This window comes from Streptomyces sp. NPDC059787 (assembly GCF_042732315.1).
GTDB classification, from domain to species: domain Bacteria; phylum Actinomycetota; class Actinomycetes; order Streptomycetales; family Streptomycetaceae; genus Streptomyces; species Streptomyces atrovirens.
Genome location: NZ_JBHWHX010000006.1, coordinates 198972 through 218170, shown reverse-complemented (window position 1 = coordinate 218170; position 19199 = coordinate 198972). Strand labels below are relative to the sequence as shown.

Sequence of the window (19199 nt, the reverse complement as noted above, 5' to 3'; positions counted from 1 at the left end):
CGGCTCTCTCGGAACCGGCTGAACAACCCACCCCGGCACCCCGGGTGCTCCCCGCACCCAGGGTTCATCGATCGTCACCGTGTGTTCGAACGGCTGAAGCAAGGTCAATCTAGACCATCGGGGCCGATATGTAGAGGGGATGTGTGTGATTCGTGCGCAAGCTTTGAGACGGAATCGGTCTGCCGGTGACCGCCCGCGCCCGCAGTGCCCCGGCTAGCGGGAGGAGTGACGGCCGGTCAGCGGGTCCCCGGCCGTGCGGACGGCCGCGGCGATCCAGGTCATGGCCTCGGGCACGTCGTAGTTGCCGGCGTGCGGCTGGTTCCAGGCGAGCCGGTAGTCCAGGTTCTCGACCTGCTTGTCGGCGGCGAGCGCCCGGTCGAGGTTGACCGACACGGTGAACGAGGTGTCCCGGTCGCGGGTGCCGTGGCGGACGTACCAGTTCGGCGCGGTGTCGGCGCGGGTGCCGACGAAGTCCATGGGGTTGATCAGGTGGACCTGGTCGTCGACGGTGGTGCTCTTCCTGCTCGTGTACTGCTTCCAGGTCAGCCCGGTGTCGTCGAGGCCGCTGCCGTCGCCGGCGACGTCGTTGTGGTTCCAGCTGTACTCGGTGTAGTTCATGTACTTCTGGGACGGCGGGCCGAAGAGGTCGGTCTCGGTGCCGCTGGTGGTGTTCCCGTCGACGCCCACCGCGTCGAAGGCCGGGGTCGTCTTCAGCGTGGCCTGGGTGGCGACGAAGGCGAGGTACTTCGCCATGTCGACGGAGCGCACCGTGCGGGTGGCGTCGTCGACGTCGATCCAGTCGTTGACGTACGACGTGGTGGTGCCCCTCGACGTGATCTCGAAGGTGCCGCCCAGCGGCGGGATCGTGTGGGCGGGGTCCGCCTCCAGATAGGTCTCCGCGGAGCGGACGACCTCCTCCTCGATGGTGTCGAGCATGGTCGCGGCGGTGAGCCGGGAGCCGTCGGGGTTGCGCAGCCCGAGGCTCTTCTCGTACGCGGGGAACCGTGCCGCTATCTCGGCGGCGTCCTCGGGGGAGGGGTTCGAGCCGGTGGTGTCGCGGGTGGCGAGGACGTCGTACAGCCACTCGTAGGCCGCGTCGGCGTTGCCGAGGTCGGTGATCGGGCAGTACGCGTTGACGGCGAAGACGTCGTCGCGCAGGGTGCTGCGGCCCTTCGCGTCGATGCCGGCGGCGCCGATCGCGGCGAGGTGGGGGTCGTACTCCCCGCTGTTGCCGGAAGCCCCCAGGACCGACGCCAACGCGCCGCCGCCGCTGGTGCCGTTGACGACGATCCGCTCGGCGCTGCCGGGCATCGCGGTGTCGTTGAGGCGCAGGTAGCGCACGGCGGCCTTGGCGTCGACCACCGCCGCGGGGGCCTTGCCGGGGGACGAGCCGTCGGCGCCGACCAGCCCGCGGCTGCGGTTGGCGACGTCGACGAAGACGTATCCCGCCTTCAGCGCGGCGCCGACGTTGCTCGTCGAACTGTCGTAGGAGGCGGCGTCGGTCACGCTCGCCCTGAGGTGACTGGCCTTCCAGCCACTGTTGTTCACCGCGAAGTAGACCGGCGTCCGCCGGTCGCCGAAGGCACTCTCGGGGACGAACACGTTCATGCTCTGGTAGCCGCAGGCGGTGTCGGTGATCGTGGTGGTGCCCCCGCCGGGGTCGGCGGGCTGCCGCGCCGCCGCGGCGACCGGGTCCGCCACGTAGCAGATCTCCTTGTACCAGCGCACGTCCATCGGCCGGCCGTCGACGGCGACGGTGATCGTCGTGTATGCGGTGGAGTCGAACGCGAGCGCGGCGTCCTGGGGGTCCGCGGCATGGCCGCGGCTCCCCGAAGGAGCGGCCGTCGCCACGGAGGCCGGCACCGCGAGGGCCGTGAGAACGAGGGAACCCGCGATCGCCATGCTTCTCAGGAGGCGTTCGCGGGGCGCGGGGCGTCCTGCCCGCACGCTCGTCGGGTGGGCGAGTGCGTCGCGTCCGCGGGACGTGGTCAACCGCTGCATGGGTCTCCCCTCATCGAGCACCAAGTGCTTCGCCGATGCCTCGGGGTCAAGGCGTGACGCACGCTACAAGATTGTTAACAATATGCCCAGCAATCTCGCGGACATTTCCTCCGGGGCTCCCGGCTCGCGAGTCGCCGGCCGCCGATCTCCCGGCGGCAACCCGACTGCCGTCCCCGGTGCGGTGCGTGGGTACGGGGGCTCGCTTCGGGCATGCGCCGGTGGCCGGCCCCAACCGGGCGGTAGGTGTGCGGAGTTGCCGACCGGGTTGTGAAGATTGGATGGATGAGGACACTCCGGTCGTAGGAAGTAACGGTTCCGATTCGGAATGGCCGTGCGGCGTCGGGAACGAAGATCCGGAACGCTTCCATCCATAGGATCCCGGTGTGCTTGTCCAGCACTTGAGACAACTGGCGTGACTCTTCCATGCACGCATCACGTGTGAACACATCTCGTGTGTCCCGTTGCGGGTCCCGCCGGAGGGGAAATCTGTGTTTGCTCTTCATTCCGCGTCCGCCACGACCGGGCGGCGCACCACCGGGCGACGTATGGCCGCTGGGGCGGCCACGGCCGGACTGCTCACCATGGGCCTCCTCGTCGGCGCGGGCAACGCCGTCGCCGACGAGGACGACGTCCATCACCAGGGGGGTGCGGTCGCCACTCTCGACGGGCTGAAGACGTACGACTCGGCCCGTCTGGACCTCGGCGACGGCAAGACCAAGAACATCGCCGCCGGCCTGTTCGAGATGAACGTCGAGGGCAGCGGCCGGCTGCAGTCGTACTGCATCGACATCCACAACCCGACCCAGGACAAGGCGAAGTACCTGGAGACCCCCTGGGCCGGGACCTCGCTCGGCGCCAACGAGAACGCCGGCAAGATCCTCTGGATCCTCCAGAACTCGTACCCGCAGGTCGACGACCTGACGGCGCTGTCCCAGAAGTCGGGTACCGAGGGGCTGACGGCCAAGACCGCCGCGGCCGGCACCCAGGTGGCCATCTGGCGCTTCTCGGACGGGGCGAAGGTCGAGGCCCGCGACGCGCAGGCGGAGAAGCTCGCCGACTGGCTCGAGGCCCAGGCGCAGAACCTCCAGGAGCCGAAGACCTCCCTCACGCTGGAGCCCAACGCGGTCTCCGGCAAGGCCGGCGGCAGGCTCGGCCCGGTGACCGTGCGCACCGACGCCGGTCAGGTCTCCGTCGCCGCCTCCGCCGACGCCGCCGGCGCCGGCGTCAAGGTGACCGACAAGGACGGCAAGGCCCTCACGTCCGCCGGCGACGGCACCGAGCTGTACTTCGACGTGCCCGAGGGCACGGCCGACGGTTCGGCGTCGCTGACGGTCCGGGCGACCACCGAGATCCCGGTCGGCCGCGCGTTCGCGAGCCCCAGCAAGAGCCAGACGCAGATCCTCGCCGGCTCCAGCGAGTCCGCGGTCACGGCCGACGCGACCGCGAACTGGGCCACCAAGGGCGCCATCCCCTCGGTCACGGCGGAGAAGAACTGCGCCAAGGGCGGCGTCGACGTCACGGCGAGCAACGAGGGCGACACCCCGTTCACCTTCGAACTCGCGGGCACCGAGCACACGGTCGAGGCGGGCGGCAGCAAGACGGTGACCGTCCCGGTCGACGAGGACGCGGCGTACGACTTCACCATCGAGGGCCCGAACGGCTTCTCGGAGCGTTTCCAGGGCGTCCTGGACTGCAAGACCCAGGGCACCCCGGGACCCGGGACGCCGGCCACCGACGGTGACACCCCGTCCTCGGCCCCCAGCCCGGCCGGCGGCTCCGCCGACGACACGACCGGCGGCGAGGGCGACCTCGCGAACACCGGCGGCTCCAGCGCGACTCCGGTGATCGCGGGCATCGCGGTGGTCCTCGTGGTCGCGGGCGGCGCGGCGATGTTCGTCCTGCGCAGGAAGAAGGCGGCCACCGGGGAGTGACCGGTCGCTGACCCGGCGGACGGGCCCGGCACACACATCGCGTGTGCCGGGCCCGTCCGTCATGGAGACCCGTAGCGCGGCGCCGGTTCGCCGTGCGGTCCGCACGGCCCGGATCTCCGGGTGCGACGGGTCGCGGAGTCACGTACGCGGCGTCTCGTCACTCCGCAGGCGTCCCGGCGGCCGTCTCGGATCGGGTGCGCCGTGTGAATGTGGCCGTCGCGGACGACGACTTCGACGACACCGGTCTCCCACCCGCTGCCGTTCACGCCCACGGTGTTCGTAGACTCCTGAGGTGAGCCACGGCCGAGTGACACACGGCGACGACGCTTCCGATCGACGACGGTGGGAAGAGTTCGGTCCGGCGGAGTTGACGCGTCTGGCCGGGCAGCGGCCGGAGAAGCTGTACGAAGCGGCGGAGCGGTTGTGCCGGGAGGCGTCCGGTGGAAGGTCCGGCGGGACCTCGGTGGCGCGGACCGTCGGGCGGATCGCCGAGGCCCTCGCCGGCACGCGCTCGCGGGACTGTGCCGTGTACGCCGTGGACATCGTGAGCCGGCTGCTGCCCCTGGAGGCAGCGGCCCGTGAGGAAGGCGACCGGCTGCGGCGTTCGGTGGCCGCGAGGCTGGTGAAGGCGCAGCCTCCGCGGAACCTCGAGCCCTTGTTCGAGGAACTGCCGGACGACATCCACGATCCGGCGGCCGAGACGCGGGCCTGTCTTCTCGGGGAACTCGCGCTGACCGGTTCGGGGACCGGCCGGAGCCGTCCGGACGCGTACGCGGAAAGGCTGCGGGAGTTGGGGCACCCGCTGGCCCGGCTCCCCAGGACGCGACTGGACATCGAGCACCGGTTCATGGTCCGTGTGCGGGGGCTGGGTCCGGTCAGGACCCCGCAGCAGCTCCGGTCGCGTTTCCCGGAGGTTCCTCCGACCGGCAGTGGTGCGGTCGCCGGCCGCGGAGCCGTCGGCGCACCTGACGATGAGCGGGGGAAGGCGGCCGCCGGACCGTTCACCGCCGGCGGGTGGGAGCGCGAGCCCGAGGCGCGGTTCTTCGCACTGCCGGGCCCGCTCGGCCCCGACGACTTCGGCATCTCCTTCATCGAGGAACTGCCCTTGGACTGCCTGGCGGGTGGAGGCGGACACCGGGGCGAGGCGCTCGCCTGCGCGACGACACCCGACGACGTGCTCAACGAACTCTTCTCGGCCGCGTACATCGGCGGGGTGAACGGCCGGGGGCAGGGTGGCGCGTACGCACGGTTGTATGCCTGGGAGAGCCTGTACGCGCTGATGGGCCTGTCCGTCGACACGCCGTTCCTGGAGGCGGTGCGGAGCACCGCCGACCACCGGTGGGTGCGCTTCATGGCGTTCACGGACTGGTTCCACCACGACACGGCGGACGTGGCCTTCGCCGTACTCGATCCCACCCGAAGGCGGGTCGCCGTGCTGGCGGCAACCGACACCGACCGGGACGTCCTCGGGTAGCCACGGGAAGGACGGCGGCTGCCCGGCGCAGTGGTGCGCGACAGGCGTGCGCCTGAGGCGCACGCTCCTTTTGGCACTGTTACGACGCTCAATGTATGGAAATCAGCCAGTACGGTGGGCGTGCGGGCGGGCTGATCCATGGCGTGCTCCGGGGGCGATCAGGGGGAGACGGTGCGGGTACTTGCCGAGCGGTACGAGCTGGTCGAAAAGGCAGGACGTGGCGGCATGGGGGAGGTATGGCGTGCCACGGACCGGGAGCTCGGCCGTACGGTCGCGGTGAAGGTGCTGCCGCCGGAGCTGACCCGGCACGAGGAGTTCCGTGTCCGGTTCCGCCGGGAGGCGCGTACCGTCGCCTCGCTCAGCCACCGCAACATCGCCGTCCTGCACGATGTCGGCGAGGACGTCGGGGACGGCGAGACGACCCCCTTCCTCGTCATGGAGTTCATCGACGGCCGCACTCTGGCGGAGGTGCTGGCCGAGGGACCGTTCACCGTCGAGCGTGCCCTCGAGGTCGGCCGGGGGATCGCCGAGGCCCTCGTCCACAGCCACGCCCACGGCCTGATCCACCGGGACATCAAACCCTCCAACGTCATGCTCACCTCCGAAGGCGGCGTCAAGGTCCTCGACTTCGGTATCGCCAAGGTGGTGGCGGAGACCACCACCCGTCTGACCGCGACCGGTATGACGGTGGGAACCCCCGCCTACCTGTCGCCGGAACAGCTGACGGGCCGCGCGGTCGACGGCCGCTCCGACCAGTACTCCACGGGCTGCCTGCTGTACGAACTGCTCACCGGCCGCCCGCCCTTCACCGGCGACTCCCCGTTCGCCGTGATGCACCAGCACATCAGCGAGGACCCCGTCGCCCCGTCCCGGCTGCGGCCGCAGGTCCCGGCGTCGGTCGACGCCGTGCTGCTCCGGGCACTCTCGAAGGACCGGGAGCAACGCTTCGCCGACGCGGGAGAGATGGAGCGTGCCCTGGCTCTCGCGGGAACGGGGTCCCCATCCCTTCCTCCGGTTCCCCCGGCCCCGCCCGTTCCCGTCCCGCCGCCGCCCGGGCCGGGCCCCGGGCGGACGATGCTGGCCGAACAGCAGACCCAGGCCGCACCAGCACCCGAGCCGACGACTCCCACGGCCCCGGCTCCCCCCGCCACCCCGGCCGAGGCGGCCCTCGCACAGGACGGTCCACCACCGGCCGGCCCCGGCCGCGAGGATCCCACCGGAGCGGCGTCCGCGCGCAAGTGGCGCTTCCTCCCGGCGGGGAACCGGATCGTGGCACTGCTGGGGATCGTGGTGTCGGGCGTCGTCGTCCTCGGCTACGGCGACACGTACGCGCGGGACGACTTCCTCGTACCGTCGGTGGCGGGCGTCGTACTCGGACTGGTGGCGTTCCGCTGGCTCCCACTGACCTCCACTCTCCTGTGGTGGGGAGCCGGTGCCCTGGTCGTCGCCGGAGTGGCCGCCGGAGCGGCGGTCGACGAGGACGACTACACCTTCGTGTCCGAGTACGACTTCTCCAGCACCCTCTACTACTACGACTCCATCCTCGAGGACTACTACCAACTGCCGACGGACCCCTCCGGCTACCGGCTGCTGGAGCAGGACTACGCCGGGGACTACGTTTCCGCGTCGGGGGAGTCGTCCTACAGCTACACCGGGCACGAGACGATCCCGGTACTGGCCGTCCCGGCACTCGCCCTCGGAGTCCTGTGCCTGGCCGGAGCCCTGCGCCCCAGGCGGCACTCGGCACTCCTGGCCGCCTCCGGCGTCACCCTGACCGGACTGGGGGTCGGCTGGCTGGCTCTCGGCACGGGCGACCGGATCGCCGTGTTCTCCGTCGCCTGGGGCCTGGCCACCCTGGTGGCCCTCTTCCAGGAACTGCGCGGTCGCGCCCACGGCTCGTACACGCGCCCCCGCCGCCGTCTCCGGTTCGTCGTCGCCGAGTAGGCGGATGCCCCGAACGGGTGCGGGGCGGGCGGTGTGTCCGTGGCTGCGCCCCTGTGCGACCCGTGCTTCCGGTTCATTCCATCCGGCATGACAGAGCCGTTCTCCACGTGTCGAAGTCTCTCCTCTCCGAGGATCGCCACTGCGGCGGACGCAGTCGTGAAGCGACGGAACAGGAGAGGGGGACCGCATGCATCTGACTCCGCACGAGCAGGAGCGCCTGCTGGTCCATGTGGCGGCGGATGTCGCCCGGCGGCGCCGTGAGCGCGGGCTGCCGCTGAACCATCCCGAGGTGATGGCGCTGTTGACGGCGCACGTCTACGAGGAGGCGCGGGCCGGGGCGACGGTCGACTCGGTGATGGAGTCCGGGCGCCGTGTGCTGCGGCGCGACGAAGTCATGGACGGCGTACCGGAGATGATCACCAACGTCCAGGTCGAGGCGACGTTCCCGGACGGGACGAAGCTGGTGACCATCCACGACCCGTTCGACGAGGCGGACACCGAGGTGGACGTCCATCCGGGGAAGCGGGAGCTGCTGCCGGACGAGGACGAGTACCGGATCGCGTTCAACGAGGGCGCGACGCCCGTGCCGTTGGAGGTGGCCAATCCCGAGGACCGTCCGATCCAGGTGGGCTCCCACTTCCACTTCGCCGAGGCCAACGAGGGCCTGGACTTCACCCGCGAGGACGCCCACGGGATGCGGCTGCACATCGCCTCCGGCACCTCCGAACGGTTCGAGCCCGGCGACGCGCGCACCGTGATGCTGGTGCCCATCGCCGGGGAGCGGACCGTCCAGGGGCTCCAGGCCGACAAGAGCGAAGAGGAGAAGCACCTCGATGCCCGACAGGACTGAGAACGAGAACGCCAAGCCCTGGGACCCGCTGTCGCGCTCCCGCTACGCCGACCTGTACGGGCCCACCACCGGGGACCGGATCCGGCTCGCCGACACCAACCTCAGGCTGAGGATCGACGCGGACTGGTGCGGCGGGCCGGGCCGCAGCGGCGACGAGATGGTCTTCGGCGGCGGCAAGGTGATCCGCGAGTCCATGGGACAGTCGCACATCCCGCGCGACCACGAGCGCAAGCCGGTGGACACGGTGATCACCGGGGCGCTGATCCTGGACCACTGGGGTGTGGTCAAGGCCGACGTCGGACTGCGCGACGGCAGGATCCAGGCGATCGGCAAGGCGTACAACCCCGAGACCATGACGCCGCCCGACAACACCGACCCGCGCGCGTCGGCCTTCGTCGTGGGGCCCGAGACGGAGGTGATCTCCGGCCAGGGGCGCATCCTGACCGCCGGCGGCGTCGACACGCACGTGCACTTCCTGTGCCCCGGCCAGATCCACGAGGCCCTCGCGTCGGGCGTGACCACCCTGATCGGCGGCGGCACCGGGCCCGCCGAGGGCAGTACGGCCACCACCGTGACGCCCGGCAAGTGGCACATCCAACGGACCTTCGAGGCGCTCGACGCCTTCCCGGTCAACATCGGCCTGCTCGCCAAGGGCAGCACCGTCTCCGAGAAGGCGCTGCACGACCAGGTCGAGGCCGGCGCCCTCGGCTTCAAGATCCACGAGGACTGGGGCGCGACCCCGGCCGTGATCGACGCCGCCCTGACGGTGTGCGAGGAGACCGGGGTCCAGGTCGCCCTGCACGCCGACTCCCTCAACGAGTCCGGTTTCGTGCACCACACCTTCGCCGCGACCAAGAAGAACCGCAGGACCAAGGACGCCAAGTACCGCGGCCTGCACATCTTCCACATCGAGGGTGCCGGCGGCGGTCACGCCCCCGACATGATCAGCCTCGCGAGCAAGCCGAACGTGCTGCCCGCGTCGACCAACCCCACCCGGCCCTTCACGGTCAACACCGTGAAGGAACACGTCGACATGATGATCGTCTGCCACCACCTCAACCCGGAGGTCGAGGCGGACATGGCGTTCGCCGACTCCCGGATCCGGCCCTCCACCATGGCCGCCGAGGACCTGCTCCACGACATGGGCGCCATCTCGATGATGTCCTCCGACGCCCAGGCCATGGGCCGCATCGGCGAGATGATCCTGCGGACCTGGCAGACCGCGCACGTCATGAAGTCCCGCTACGGACATCTGCGCGAGGACGACGCCGACGCGGACAACTTCCGGGCCCGGCGCTACATCGCCAAGTACACCATCAACCCCGCCGTCACCCACGGCATCGACCACGAGGTCGGTTCCGTCGAGGACGGCAAACTCGCCGACCTGGTCCTGTGGGAGCCGAAGTTCTTCGGAGTGAAACCCCACATGGTCATCAAGGGCGGCCAGATCGCCTACGCCCAGATCGGCGACGCCAACGCCTCCATCCCCACCCCGCAGCCCTATCTGCCGCGCCCGGTCTGGGGCGCCCAGGGCCGGGCCCCGGCGGCGAACTCCTTCAACTTCGTCGCCGAGGCCGCCCTCGACGGCGAACTCTCCCGGACCGGACTGCTCAAGCCACTGCGCGCGATCCGCTCCACCCGGGGCGTCACCAAGGCCGACATGGTGCACAACAACGGGCTGCCGGAGATCGACGTCGACCCCGACACCTTCGACGTCACCATCGGCGGCGCCACCACCTCCGACGTCCGCACCAGCGTCGACGGACAGGAGGTCGGACGGAACTACGCGACGGAACTCCCCCTGGCCCAGCGGTACTTCCTGTTCTGATCCCCGGCCGGGGCCGGCCGGCCCCGGCCCTCATGCGAAAGGCGGGCCATGAGCCGCACCGCCCTGCTCCTCCTGGCAGACGGCCGCTTCCCCGCCGGCGGGCACGCCCACTCCGGCGGGATGGAGGCCGCCGTCGCCTCCGGAAGCGTGCACGACGCGGCCGGCCTGGAGGCGTTCTGCCGCGGGCGGCTGCACACCGCCGGACTGACCGCCGCCGGTCTCGCCGCCGCGGCCACCACCGGACACGACGCCCTCGCCCTGGACGAGGCCGCCGACACCCGCACCCCCGCACCGGCCCTGCGCCACGTCGCCCGCCGCCTCGGCCGGCAGCTGATGCGCGCCGCCCGCGCCACCTGGCCCAGTGCCGAACTCGACCACCTCGCCCACCACCGCCCTCAGGGCGCCCACCAGCCGGTCGTCCTCGGCGTCACGGCCCGCGCCGCCGGACTCACCCCGCTCGACGCCGCCCGCGCCGCCGCCTACGAGAGCGTCGGCGGCCCGGCGACCGCGGCGGTACGCCTGCTGAGCCTCGACCCGTTCGAGGCCACCGCGGTACTGGCACGGCTCGCCGACGAGTGCGACACCGTCGCCGGTGCCGCGGCCGGCGCGGCGGAGCGCGTGGCCGCCGAGGGCGTCACCGTCCTGCCCGCCACGTCCGCCCCGCTGCTGGACATCACCGGCGAGCAGCACGCCGCCCGTCCCGTCCGCCTCTTCGCCTCCTGACCCGCCTCCACCGCACCGAACTGGAGCCCCCGTGCATCTGGACCATCCCGTGATCCTGCCGCACCGCCACACCCACAGCGCCGACCCCCGGCGCCCGGACGGCAGCCGCCGCGCCCTGCGGATCGGCTTCGGCGGGCCGGTCGGCTCGGGCAAGACCGCGACCGTGGCCGCGCTGTGCCGCACCCTGCGCGACCGGCTGTCCCTCGCCGTGGTCACCAACGACATCTACACCCAGGAGGACGCCGCCTTCCTGCGCCGCGAGGCCGTACTGCCGCCGGAGCGCATCACCGCCGTGGAGACCGGCGCCTGCCCGCACACCGCCATCCGCGACGACATCTCCGCCAACCTCGAAGCGGTCGAGCAGCTCGAAGAGACCCTGCACCCGCTGGACCTGATCCTCATCGAGTCCGGCGGAGACAACCTCACCGCGACCTTCTCCCGCGGGCTCGTCGACACCCAGGTCTTCGTCATCGACGTGGCCAGCGGCGACGACATCCCCCGCAAGGGCGGCCCCGGCATCACCACCGCCGACCTCCTCGTGGTCAACAAGACCGACCTGGCGCCGTACGTGGGAGCCGACCTGGACACCATGAGGGCCGACACCCGCAGGCAGCGGGGGGACCTGCCGTACGCCTTCACCAGTCTGACCGCGGTCGACGGCATCCGCCCGGTCGCCGACTGGGTCACCGGGTGCCTCGCCACCTGGCACGCCGGAGTCACCGGGTGACGGCCACCGCCGCCCAGGCCCCGGCCGGGGACCTTGCGAGGCCCCGCCCCCACCCCGCCGGCGTCCGCGCCACCGCCCGGCTGAGGGCCACCCACAACGGCCGCGCCACGACGCTCCCCCTCCTGCACAGCGACGGCCCCTTCCACCTGCGCCGGCTACGGCCCCGCGGGGAGCGGGCACGGGTCTGTGTGCTCGGCGCGATGAGCGCACCGCTCGGCGGAGACAGACTCGCGCTCGACATCACCGCCGAGGCGCACACCCGGCTGGAGGTGACCACGTCCGCCGCCACCATCGCCCTGCGCGGCCCCACCACGGACCCCGCCACCTACGACGTACGGCTCACCGTCGGCGAGCACGCGTCGCTGCACTGGCTGCCCCAGCCGCTGATCAGCGCGCGGGGCAGCACCCTGCACCAGACCTACCGGGTGGAACTCGCCGCGACCTCCCGGCTCCTCCTGCGCGAGGAGCAACTCCTCGGACGCACCGCCGAACCGTCGGGCCACCTGTCCACCCGCCTGACCGTACGACGTGACGGCCGCCCGGTCCTCGACCAGCACGCCGTCTACGGGGCCCCGGCCCCGGCGTGGGACGGACCCGCCGTACTGGGCAGCCACCGGGCGACCGGTCAGCTCCTCCTCGTCGACCCCGAACCGGTGCGGCTCCCGGAGCCCGTCCTCCTCGGCGACCCGGAACGGGGGCAGTGCGTACTGGCGCCGCTCGCCGACGGGTCGGCGCTGCTGGCCACGGCCGTCGCGTCGACCCTCACCGAGCTGCGCCACCTGCTCGACGCGGCCCTCACGCACGCCTCTGGTCCGGAAACCCGCCCCTAGTCCTCCGAGCCGAAGTTCCGGGAGCGGGACGGCTCGTCCGGGCTCGTCCACGAGAGCCCGGAAAACGGACGGCGATCGCCCGGCGGCATCGGCCTCGGCCTCACCGCCGAGGCCATCCGTCACGGCCGTACGCCGCGCGGAAAGTATTGACGGGTCGCGGTCAAGGTCCTACTTTCTGATCGGCCTCCCGAACCTCGTTCGACATATCGAACGACAGTGGAGGCCGTCGAGCCGGCCACGCCCTTTCGTTCGCGCACCGCCCCATACACACCTGGAGAGCCGATGAGCGCACGCCCCCGTAGCCAGGCCATGCCGTCCCGCAGACTGTTCCTCGGCGCCGCCGCGGCCACGTCGGTGGCCCTGGCCGCCGACCTGTCCCTGGGCGCCCCGCCCGCCCATGCCGCCGACTCCGCCTACGTCATGGGCTACTTCACGGAGTCACCGAACGGCCTCGGCACCGACTACGGACTCCACCTGGCCGTCAGCACCGACTCCCTGAACTGGACGCCGCTGAACCAGAACAACCCCGTCGTCACCCCCACCGCGGGCGCCGGCGGCCTGCGCGACCCGTTCATCATGCGCAAACGCGACGGCGGCTTCATCGTGCTGGCCACGGACCTCAAGGGCACCGACTGGGGCTACAACAGCCAGACCATCCACGTGTGGGACTCCGCCGACCTGCGCAGCTTCACCAACTACCGCCGCCCCCACCTGCACGACATGGTCACCCACAGCTGGGCCCCCGAAGCCTTCTGGGACGCGAGCCGCGGCCAGTACGCCATCCTCTACTCGGCCGTGAACTCCACCGGCCACAACGTCCTGATGGTCAACTACACCAGCGACTTCACGACCGTCTCCGCGCCCCAGGTGTTCTTCGACCCCGGCTACGACGTCATCGACGGCGACATGGCCGTCGGCGTGAACGGCGTCAACTACCTCTACTTCAAGAGCAGCAGCACCGGCGGTCTGGTCGGCGCGCGCTCCACCTCACTGAACCCGGGCAGCTTCACGCCGTTCAGCACGTCGGTCGCCCACGGGGGAACGGAGGCGCCCACGCTCGTGAAGTCCCTGACCTCGAACACCTGGTACCTGTGGGGCGACACCTACACCCCCAACGGCGTCTTCTACGCCTGGCGGACCACCGACCTCGCGGCCGGCACCTGGACCCCGGTGGACCAGAAGCTGTACACCCACCCGGTCAACGCCAAGCACTGCACCATCGCCCCGATCACCGCCGCCGAGTACACCAACCTGCTGGCCCGCTGGGGCGCCCCCGCCTGGAACCGGCTGAAGTCGTACAACTACCCGGACCGCTACGTCCGCCACGCCGACTACCTGGCACGGATCGACACCTACCCCTTCGACCCGTACACCGACTCCCAGTGGAGGCTGGTCCCCGGGCTGGCCGACTCCTCCGGCGTCTCCTTCCAGTCGGTCAGCCACCCCACCCGCTACCTGCGGCACTACGACTACGTACTCCGCCTCGACACGAACGACGGCACCACCGTCTTCGCCCAGGACGCCACCTTCCACCGGGTCGCCGGCCTGGCCGACGCCTCCTGGTCCTCCTTCCGCTCCCACAACCACCCCACCCGCTACATCCGCCACTCCGGCTACGCCCTGCGCGTCGACCCGGTCGGCACCGCCACGGACCGCGCCGACGCCACCTTCTCGGTGGGCCACTGATCACACGTCGAGCGGCACGTGCGTCACGTGGCCGTCCCCGCTGCCAGGCGGGCCGTCGTCTCCATGAGGGAGACGGTGAACGGGTGGCTCGGCGCGGTCAGGACCTGCCGGGCCGGGCCCTGTTCGACGAGCTCGCCGGCGTCCAGTACGGCGACGCGGTGGGCCAGGGCGGCCGTGTCCAGGTCGTGGGTGATCAGGACGAGGGACAACTGGTCACGGTCGCGGACCAGCGTGGTGAGCACGTCGAGGATGTCCCGGCGGGTGACCGTGTCGAGGCCGGAGGTGATCTCGTCGCAGACCAGGACGCGGGGGCGGGCGAGCAGGGCGCGGGCGAGGGCGGCGCGCTGGAGTTCGCCGCCGGAGAGCCGGCCGGGGTGCCGGTGGGCCAGCTCCTCCGGGAGCCCGAGGCCGGCCAGGGTGGTCAGCGCCTCCCGGGTCGCCGTGTCCTCGTCGGTGCCGCGCAGGCGGACCGCGGTGCGGGCGACCTGCCGTACGACGGGGCGGTGCTCGTCGAAGGCGGCGTGCGCGTCCTGGAAGACGTACTGCACGGCCGCGAGTTGGGTGCGGCTGCGGTCGCGCAGGCTTCGCGGCAACGGTGTGCCGTCCAGGAGGATCTCGCCGTCGTGGTCCCGGTGGAGGCCGGCGACGCAGCGGGCCAGGGTGGTCTTGCCGCTGCCGGACCGGCCGACGACGGCGAGCGACCGGCCCGGGTACAGGTCGAGTTCGGGGGCGCGCAGCACCACGGTCGTGCCGCGGGCGCCGTCGCGGTGGCGGGCGGTCAGCCCGCGCACCTGCAGGACGGGCTGCCCGGTGCGGGCGGTGTGGCCGTCCGGGTCCCGCGACTCCGTATGCCGGTTGAGCGGCCCATGTGCCCGCACCCCCGGCCGCCCGGTCGGCTCGTCCGCGTCCGGCGACTCCGTACGCGTACCGAGCAGTCCGCGTGTCGGCGCCTCCGGCCGACTGGCCGGCTCATCCGGGTCCGGTACCTCTGTACGTGCAGGGGGCAGCCCGTGTACGCGCGGTCCCGGTTGCCCGGTCGGTTCGTCCGGGTCCGGCGACTCCGCGTGTTCGCCGAACAGTTCACGGGTCCATTCGTGCCGGGGCGCGGCCCGGACCCGCCGGGCCGGGCCCGACTCGACGACCCGGCCCGCCCGCAGGACCACCACCTCGTCGGCGAGCGCGCTCACTACGTCCAGGTCGTGGCTGAGCAGCACCACCGCGATGCCACGGGCCGCGACGGTCCTGAACCGCTCGACGATACGGCTCTTGGTCAGGGCGTCCTGGCCGGTGGTGGGCTCGTCGGCCACGACGACGCGCGCGCCCAGCAGCAACGCCTGGGCAAGGACGACGCGTTGCTGCTGACCGCCGGAGAGCTGGTGCGGATAACGCCTCAACAGGATTTCGGAGTCCGGTAGTTGTGCCTCGGTCAACGCCCGCAGAACACGTTCGCGGGCCGCCGCCCGGCGTTGCCGCACCGGCAGCCGGCGCACCTGGGCGCGGGCGATGTCGGTCAGCAGCGCGGAGACCCGGCGGGCGGGGTTGAGGGCCGCCGCCGGATGCTGGGGGACGTAGCCGACGAGGCCGTCGGCCGCCACCCGTACGTCGCCGGTGACCAGGGCGTCCGCCGGGTACTCGCCGAGCAGGGCGAGGCCGGTGGTGGTCTTGCCGCTGCCGGACGCGCCGATCAGCGCCGTGACCCTGCCGGGCAGCACCCGCAGACTCACCCCGTCGACGATCGCCCGGCCGTCGACGACGACGCGCAGGTCGCGGATCTCGGCCACGGGATCCCCGCCGGTGTCCACGTCGGTGTCTCCGCCGGCGCCCTTCTCGTACTCGTGCTTCACGGGCGTGCTTCCTTCTCTGTCCGGCGCGGGCCCCGGCGCCCGCCCTTGTCCAGCGCGGCGTCGAAGAGGAGGTTCGTCCCCGTCGTCAGCGCGACGATCAGTACGGCGGGGACGACCACGGCCCACGGCTGGACGAACAGGCCGGTGCGGTTGCGGTCGACCATGACAGCCCAGTCGGCGGCGTCGGGCGCCACGCCGACGCCGAGGAACGCGGCCGTGGCGACCAGGTAGAGCACGCCGGTCAGCCGGGTGCCGGCGTCGGCGGCCAGGGTGCGCAGCATGGAGCGGCCGACATAGCCGACGGCCGTCCGCCACCATGTCTCGCCCTGCATGCGCAGCGCCTCGACCGCGGGCCGGGCGGCGGCCTCGGCGGCGGCGGCACGCACCAGCCGGGCCGCGTCGGGCACGTTGGCCAGGGCGACCAGCAGGGCGAGACCGACGGCGCCCGGTGAGAACACCGTGGCGGCCAGCAGGATCAGCAGCAGCGACGGCACGGCGAGCAGCACGTCCAGGGGCCGCATCAGCAGCTCCTCCAGCCATCGGAACCGGGTGAGCGCACTGATCAGGCCGACGGGGAGGGCGACCAGGTAGGCCAGGGCGGTCGCGGCGAGCGCGGTCAGCACCACCGGCCGCCCCCCGTGCAGCACCTGCCCCCAGACGTCCCGGCCCACGAAGTCGGTACCGAGCCAGTGCCCCTCGCCCAGCGTGAAGGACGCGGCCCGCGGGCCCGGCTCGCCCGCGAACACCGGCCCGAGCAGGGCGAGTACGAGCGGTACGGCGACGATCGTGAGGCCGAGGACGAAGCGGCCCGTACGCGGACTCCTCACGCGGCCACCCCCGCCCGGGGCGCGAGCCGGTGGGCGATCAGGTCGGCGCCCAGGTTCAGTACGACGGTCAGGACGCCGAACACCACCGCCAGCCCCTGGACGACGGGCACGTCGCGTTCGGCGACGGCGCCCAGCAGAACCGTGCCGAGTCCGGGGATCACGTACAGGGCCTCCACGACGACGACCCCGCACAGCAGCCAGTCGACGGTGCGGGCGAGCTGCTGAGCGGCGGGCGCCAGGGCGTTCGGCAACGCGTGGGTGTACCGGACGCGGGCGCCGGACACGCCGTAGCGGCGGGCCTGCGCCACGTACGGGGAGGCGAGCGCGTCGATCATGCCCGCGCGCACCAGCCGCACCAGCGAGCACACGGGCCGCGACAGCAGCACCAGTACGGGCAGGACCAGCGCGGCCGGATGGGCGAGCAGGTCGGTGCCGTAGCCGACGGCGGTCGGCGGCAGCCAGCCGAGCCGCAGCGCGAACACGGTCACCAGCAGCACACCGAGGGCGAACTCGGGGACGGCGTACACGGCGAGCGTCACGGAGCTGATCAGCCGGTCCACCGGCCGGCCCGCGTGACGGGCGGCCAGCACCCCGAGCCCGAACCCGGCCGGTACGAGCAGCGCCACGGTGAGCGCGGCCAGCAGCAGGGTGGGGCCGAAGCCGTCGGCGAGGTACTGGCGCACCGGACGACCGGAGACCAGGGAGGTGCCGAGGTCGCCGTGGAGCAGCCCCGCCGCCCAGTCGGCCAGCCGCTCCCACGCCGGCCGGTCCAGCTCCATCGCCTCCCGGATGGCCGCGATCCGGGCCGGGTCGGGCTGGTCCCCGGCGAGGGCGACCGCGGCGTCGCCCGGCAGCGCCTCGGTGAGCGCGAAGACCAGCAGCACCACGGCCACGGTCTGCACGCCGCCGAGGAGCAGCCGCCGGGCGACGAAGGAGCGCAGTCCGCTCACGCGAGCCACACCGTGTCGAAGCGCGCCCAGTCGAGGGTGTTGGCGGGCGCCTTCGTGTCGACGCCCTTGACATGGCGTGCGGTTCCGATGATCCAGTCGGCGAACCCCCAGATGAGGAAACCGCCCTCGCCGTACAGACGGCGCTGCATGCGCTCGTACACGGCGGCGCGTTCCGTCTTGTCGCGGGTGGACTGGGCCTGCTGGTACAGCGCGTCGAAGTCCTTGTGCCGCCACTTGGTGGCGTTGGTGGTGGAGTCGGTGAGCAGCCGCTGGGAGATGTGCGCCTCGATGGGCATGGCGCCGGAGCGGTAGCAGCACAGGGAGCCGTTGTCGAGGATGTCGCTCCAGTAGGAGTCCTTGCTGCCCATCCTCACCTCGACGGTGACCCCGGCCTTCTTCGCCTGGTCGCGGAAGACGCTGGCGGCCTCGGTGAACCCGGCGGCGACGGCGGAGGTGTCCAGGGTGACCTTCAGGCCCTCGGCGCCGGCCTGCTTCAGCAGCGCACGGGCCCTGTCGAGGTCCTGCTCGCGCTGGGGCAGACCGTCGGCGTAGTACTCGTAGCCCTTGCCGAACAGGTCGTTGCCGACCTCGCCCGCGCCGGACAGCGCGCCGTCGACGAGTTCCTGGCGGTCGGCGATCAGGAAGAACGCCTGGCGCACCCGCTCGTCGTCGAAGGGCGGCCGGTCGGTCTTCATGCAGAACGCCTGCATGGCGCTGCCCCGCAGCCGCACGATCTCGATCTGCCCCTTGTCCTCGTGGGCGCGGGCGGTGGTGGGGTTGAGCTCGTGGGCGTACTCGATCTGTCCGCCGAGCAGCGCGTTGACCCGGGCCGACTCCTCGTTCGCCACGACGAACTCGATCTCGTCGAGGTGCGGGGCGCCCTCCCAGTAGTCGTCGTAGCGGCGGAAGACCGCCGAGCGGCCGGGCGCGAACGACACGAAGCGGAACGGGCCGGAGCCGACCGGCTCCTTGTCGAACCCGGTGGCGTTCTCGGGCACGATGTACGCGCCGAACGCGGCCAGGACGTTGGGGAATTCGGCCGTGGGCCGCTTGAGCACGAACTCGATCGAGCGTGGGCCGGTGGCGCGGCTGGCGTCGAGGTCGATGGGCTCCAGGGACGCCTTGGCGCGGAACGCCTGCTTCGGGTCGGCGATACGGCGGTAGCTGTGGAGGACGTCCTGCGCGGTGACCGGGCTGCCGTCGTGGAAGGTGGCCTCGCGCAGGGTGACCTGCCAGCGGTCCAGCGTCTTGTTCGACTCCCACTTCTCGGCGAGACGGGGTTGTGCGGACAGGTCGGCGCCGTAGTCGGCGAGCTTGTCGAACAGGGCCTTGGCGCGGGCGACGTCGGCGAACAGGTTGGCGAGGTGCGGGTCGAGGGTCTCGCTCGCGCCACCGCCCGCGAACGCGGCGCGCAGCCGGCCGCCCTTCTTCGGCGAGCCGTCGCCCGCACCGTCGTCGGAGTCGGAACCGCCGCCGCAGCCGGCCAGGGTGAGCGCACCGAGACCGGTCGCGGCGAGGAAGCCGCGGCGGCGCAGGGCCGGGAAGGGGAGAGAGCGGGTCGAGTCGTCGTGCATGTGAGTTTCC

General features: G+C 72.1%; 14 protein-coding genes. 9 read left to right on the top strand and 5 right to left on the bottom strand.

Annotated elements, in window-relative coordinates; all coding sequences use genetic code 11:
- Nucleotides 1-213 precede the first annotated feature (213 nt).
- A complete protein-coding gene (locus tag ACFV5H_RS08375) occupies nucleotides 214-1902 on the bottom strand; it encodes a subtype B tannase (RefSeq protein ID WP_385193546.1) in 1689 nt (562 codons plus the stop codon).
- A 644-nt stretch (nucleotides 1903-2546) separates the two neighbouring features.
- On the opposite strand from ACFV5H_RS08375, the gene ACFV5H_RS08370 reads away from it, so the two are divergent.
- The 9 genes from ACFV5H_RS08370 (at nucleotide 2547) to ACFV5H_RS08330 (ending at nucleotide 13994) form a co-directional block, all read left to right on the top strand.
- Complete coding sequence (locus ACFV5H_RS08370; RefSeq protein ID WP_385193543.1) at nucleotides 2547-3932, top strand: Cys-Gln thioester bond-forming surface protein; 1386 nt, start codon at nucleotides 2547-2549, stop codon at nucleotides 3930-3932.
- Between the two features lie 292 nt (nucleotides 3933-4224).
- On the top strand, nucleotides 4225-5406 hold the full coding sequence (locus ACFV5H_RS08365) for a DUF6183 family protein (RefSeq protein WP_385193540.1): 1182 nt from the start codon (nucleotides 4225-4227) through the stop codon (nucleotides 5404-5406).
- A gap of 138 nt (nucleotides 5407-5544) precedes the next feature.
- Nucleotides 5545-7350 carry a protein kinase gene (locus ACFV5H_RS08360; RefSeq protein WP_385193537.1) on the top strand — a complete coding sequence of 602 codons (1806 nt, stop codon included), beginning with the start codon at nucleotides 5545-5547 and terminating at the stop codon, nucleotides 7348-7350.
- Between the two features lie 187 nt (nucleotides 7351-7537).
- Nucleotides 7538-8200 carry an urease subunit gamma gene (locus tag ACFV5H_RS08355; protein WP_385193534.1) on the top strand — a complete coding sequence of 221 codons (663 nt, stop codon included), beginning with the start codon at nucleotides 7538-7540 and terminating at the stop codon, nucleotides 8198-8200.
- On the top strand, nucleotides 8184-10028 hold the full coding sequence (locus ACFV5H_RS08350; RefSeq protein ID WP_385193531.1) for an urease subunit alpha: 1845 nt from the start codon (nucleotides 8184-8186) through the stop codon (nucleotides 10026-10028). The genes ACFV5H_RS08355 and ACFV5H_RS08350 overlap by 17 nt, the downstream gene beginning before the upstream one ends.
- Before the next feature lie 48 nt (nucleotides 10029-10076).
- Entirely contained in the window at nucleotides 10077-10751 is a 675-nt protein-coding gene (locus ACFV5H_RS08345) for an urease accessory protein UreF (protein ID WP_385050794.1), read from the top strand.
- A gap of 31 nt (nucleotides 10752-10782) precedes the next feature.
- Entirely contained in the window at nucleotides 10783-11478 is a 696-nt protein-coding gene (gene ureG, locus ACFV5H_RS08340; RefSeq protein ID WP_385193528.1) for an urease accessory protein UreG, read from the top strand.
- The gene (locus tag ACFV5H_RS08335; protein WP_385050790.1) at nucleotides 11475-12308 is read left to right on the top strand and encodes an urease accessory protein UreD; all 834 of its coding nucleotides are present in this window, start codon (nucleotides 11475-11477) and stop codon (nucleotides 12306-12308) included. Before ureG ends, ACFV5H_RS08335 begins: the two co-directional genes overlap by 4 nt.
- 282 nt (nucleotides 12309-12590) lie before the next feature.
- A complete protein-coding gene (locus ACFV5H_RS08330; protein WP_385193525.1) occupies nucleotides 12591-13994 on the top strand; it encodes a glycoside hydrolase family 43 protein in 1404 nt (467 codons plus the stop codon).
- A gap of 23 nt (nucleotides 13995-14017) precedes the next feature.
- Here ACFV5H_RS08330 and ACFV5H_RS08325 read toward each other — a convergent pair whose 3' ends face one another.
- Genes ACFV5H_RS08325 through ACFV5H_RS08310 form a run of 4 tightly spaced genes read right to left on the bottom strand, consistent with a single transcriptional unit; the run spans nucleotide 14018 to nucleotide 19189 of the window.
- Entirely contained in the window at nucleotides 14018-15796 is a 1779-nt protein-coding gene (locus tag ACFV5H_RS08325; protein ID WP_385193608.1) for an ABC transporter ATP-binding protein, read from the bottom strand.
- A gap of 38 nt (nucleotides 15797-15834) precedes the next feature.
- Entirely contained in the window at nucleotides 15835-16665 is an 831-nt protein-coding gene (locus ACFV5H_RS08320) for an ABC transporter permease (RefSeq protein WP_385193522.1), read from the bottom strand.
- On the bottom strand, nucleotides 16662-17615 hold the full coding sequence (locus tag ACFV5H_RS08315; protein WP_385050784.1) for an ABC transporter permease: 954 nt from the start codon (nucleotides 17613-17615) through the stop codon (nucleotides 16662-16664). The genes ACFV5H_RS08320 and ACFV5H_RS08315 overlap by 4 nt, the downstream gene beginning before the upstream one ends.
- Nucleotides 17612-19189 carry an ABC transporter substrate-binding protein gene (locus tag ACFV5H_RS08310; RefSeq protein WP_385050782.1) on the bottom strand — a complete coding sequence of 526 codons (1578 nt, stop codon included), beginning with the start codon at nucleotides 19187-19189 and terminating at the stop codon, nucleotides 17612-17614. The genes ACFV5H_RS08315 and ACFV5H_RS08310 overlap by 4 nt, the downstream gene beginning before the upstream one ends.
- Nucleotides 19190-19199 lie beyond the last annotated feature (10 nt).

Bases quoted from the DNA above. Each gene is read 5' to 3' on its own strand.
- ACFV5H_RS08375 (WP_385193546.1), bottom strand. From the start codon at position 1,902: ATGGCGATCGCGGGTTCCCTCGTTCTCACGGCCCTCGCGGTGCCGGCC.
- ACFV5H_RS08370 (WP_385193543.1), top strand. From the start codon at position 2,547: ATGGCCGCTGGGGCGGCCACGGCCGGACTGCTCACCATGGGCCTCCTC.
- ACFV5H_RS08360 (WP_385193537.1), top strand. From the start codon at position 5,545: ATGGCGTGCTCCGGGGGCGATCAGGGGGAGACGGTGCGGGTACTTGCC.
- ACFV5H_RS08355 (WP_385193534.1), top strand. From the start codon at position 7,538: ATGCATCTGACTCCGCACGAGCAGGAGCGCCTGCTGGTCCATGTGGCG.
- ACFV5H_RS08350 (WP_385193531.1), top strand. From the start codon at position 8,184: ATGCCCGACAGGACTGAGAACGAGAACGCCAAGCCCTGGGACCCGCTG.
- ACFV5H_RS08345 (WP_385050794.1), top strand. From the start codon at position 10,077: ATGAGCCGCACCGCCCTGCTCCTCCTGGCAGACGGCCGCTTCCCCGCC.
- ACFV5H_RS08330 (WP_385193525.1), top strand. From the start codon at position 12,591: ATGAGCGCACGCCCCCGTAGCCAGGCCATGCCGTCCCGCAGACTGTTC.
- ACFV5H_RS08310 (WP_385050782.1), bottom strand. From the start codon at position 19,189: ATGCACGACGACTCGACCCGCTCTCTCCCCTTCCCGGCCCTGCGCCGC.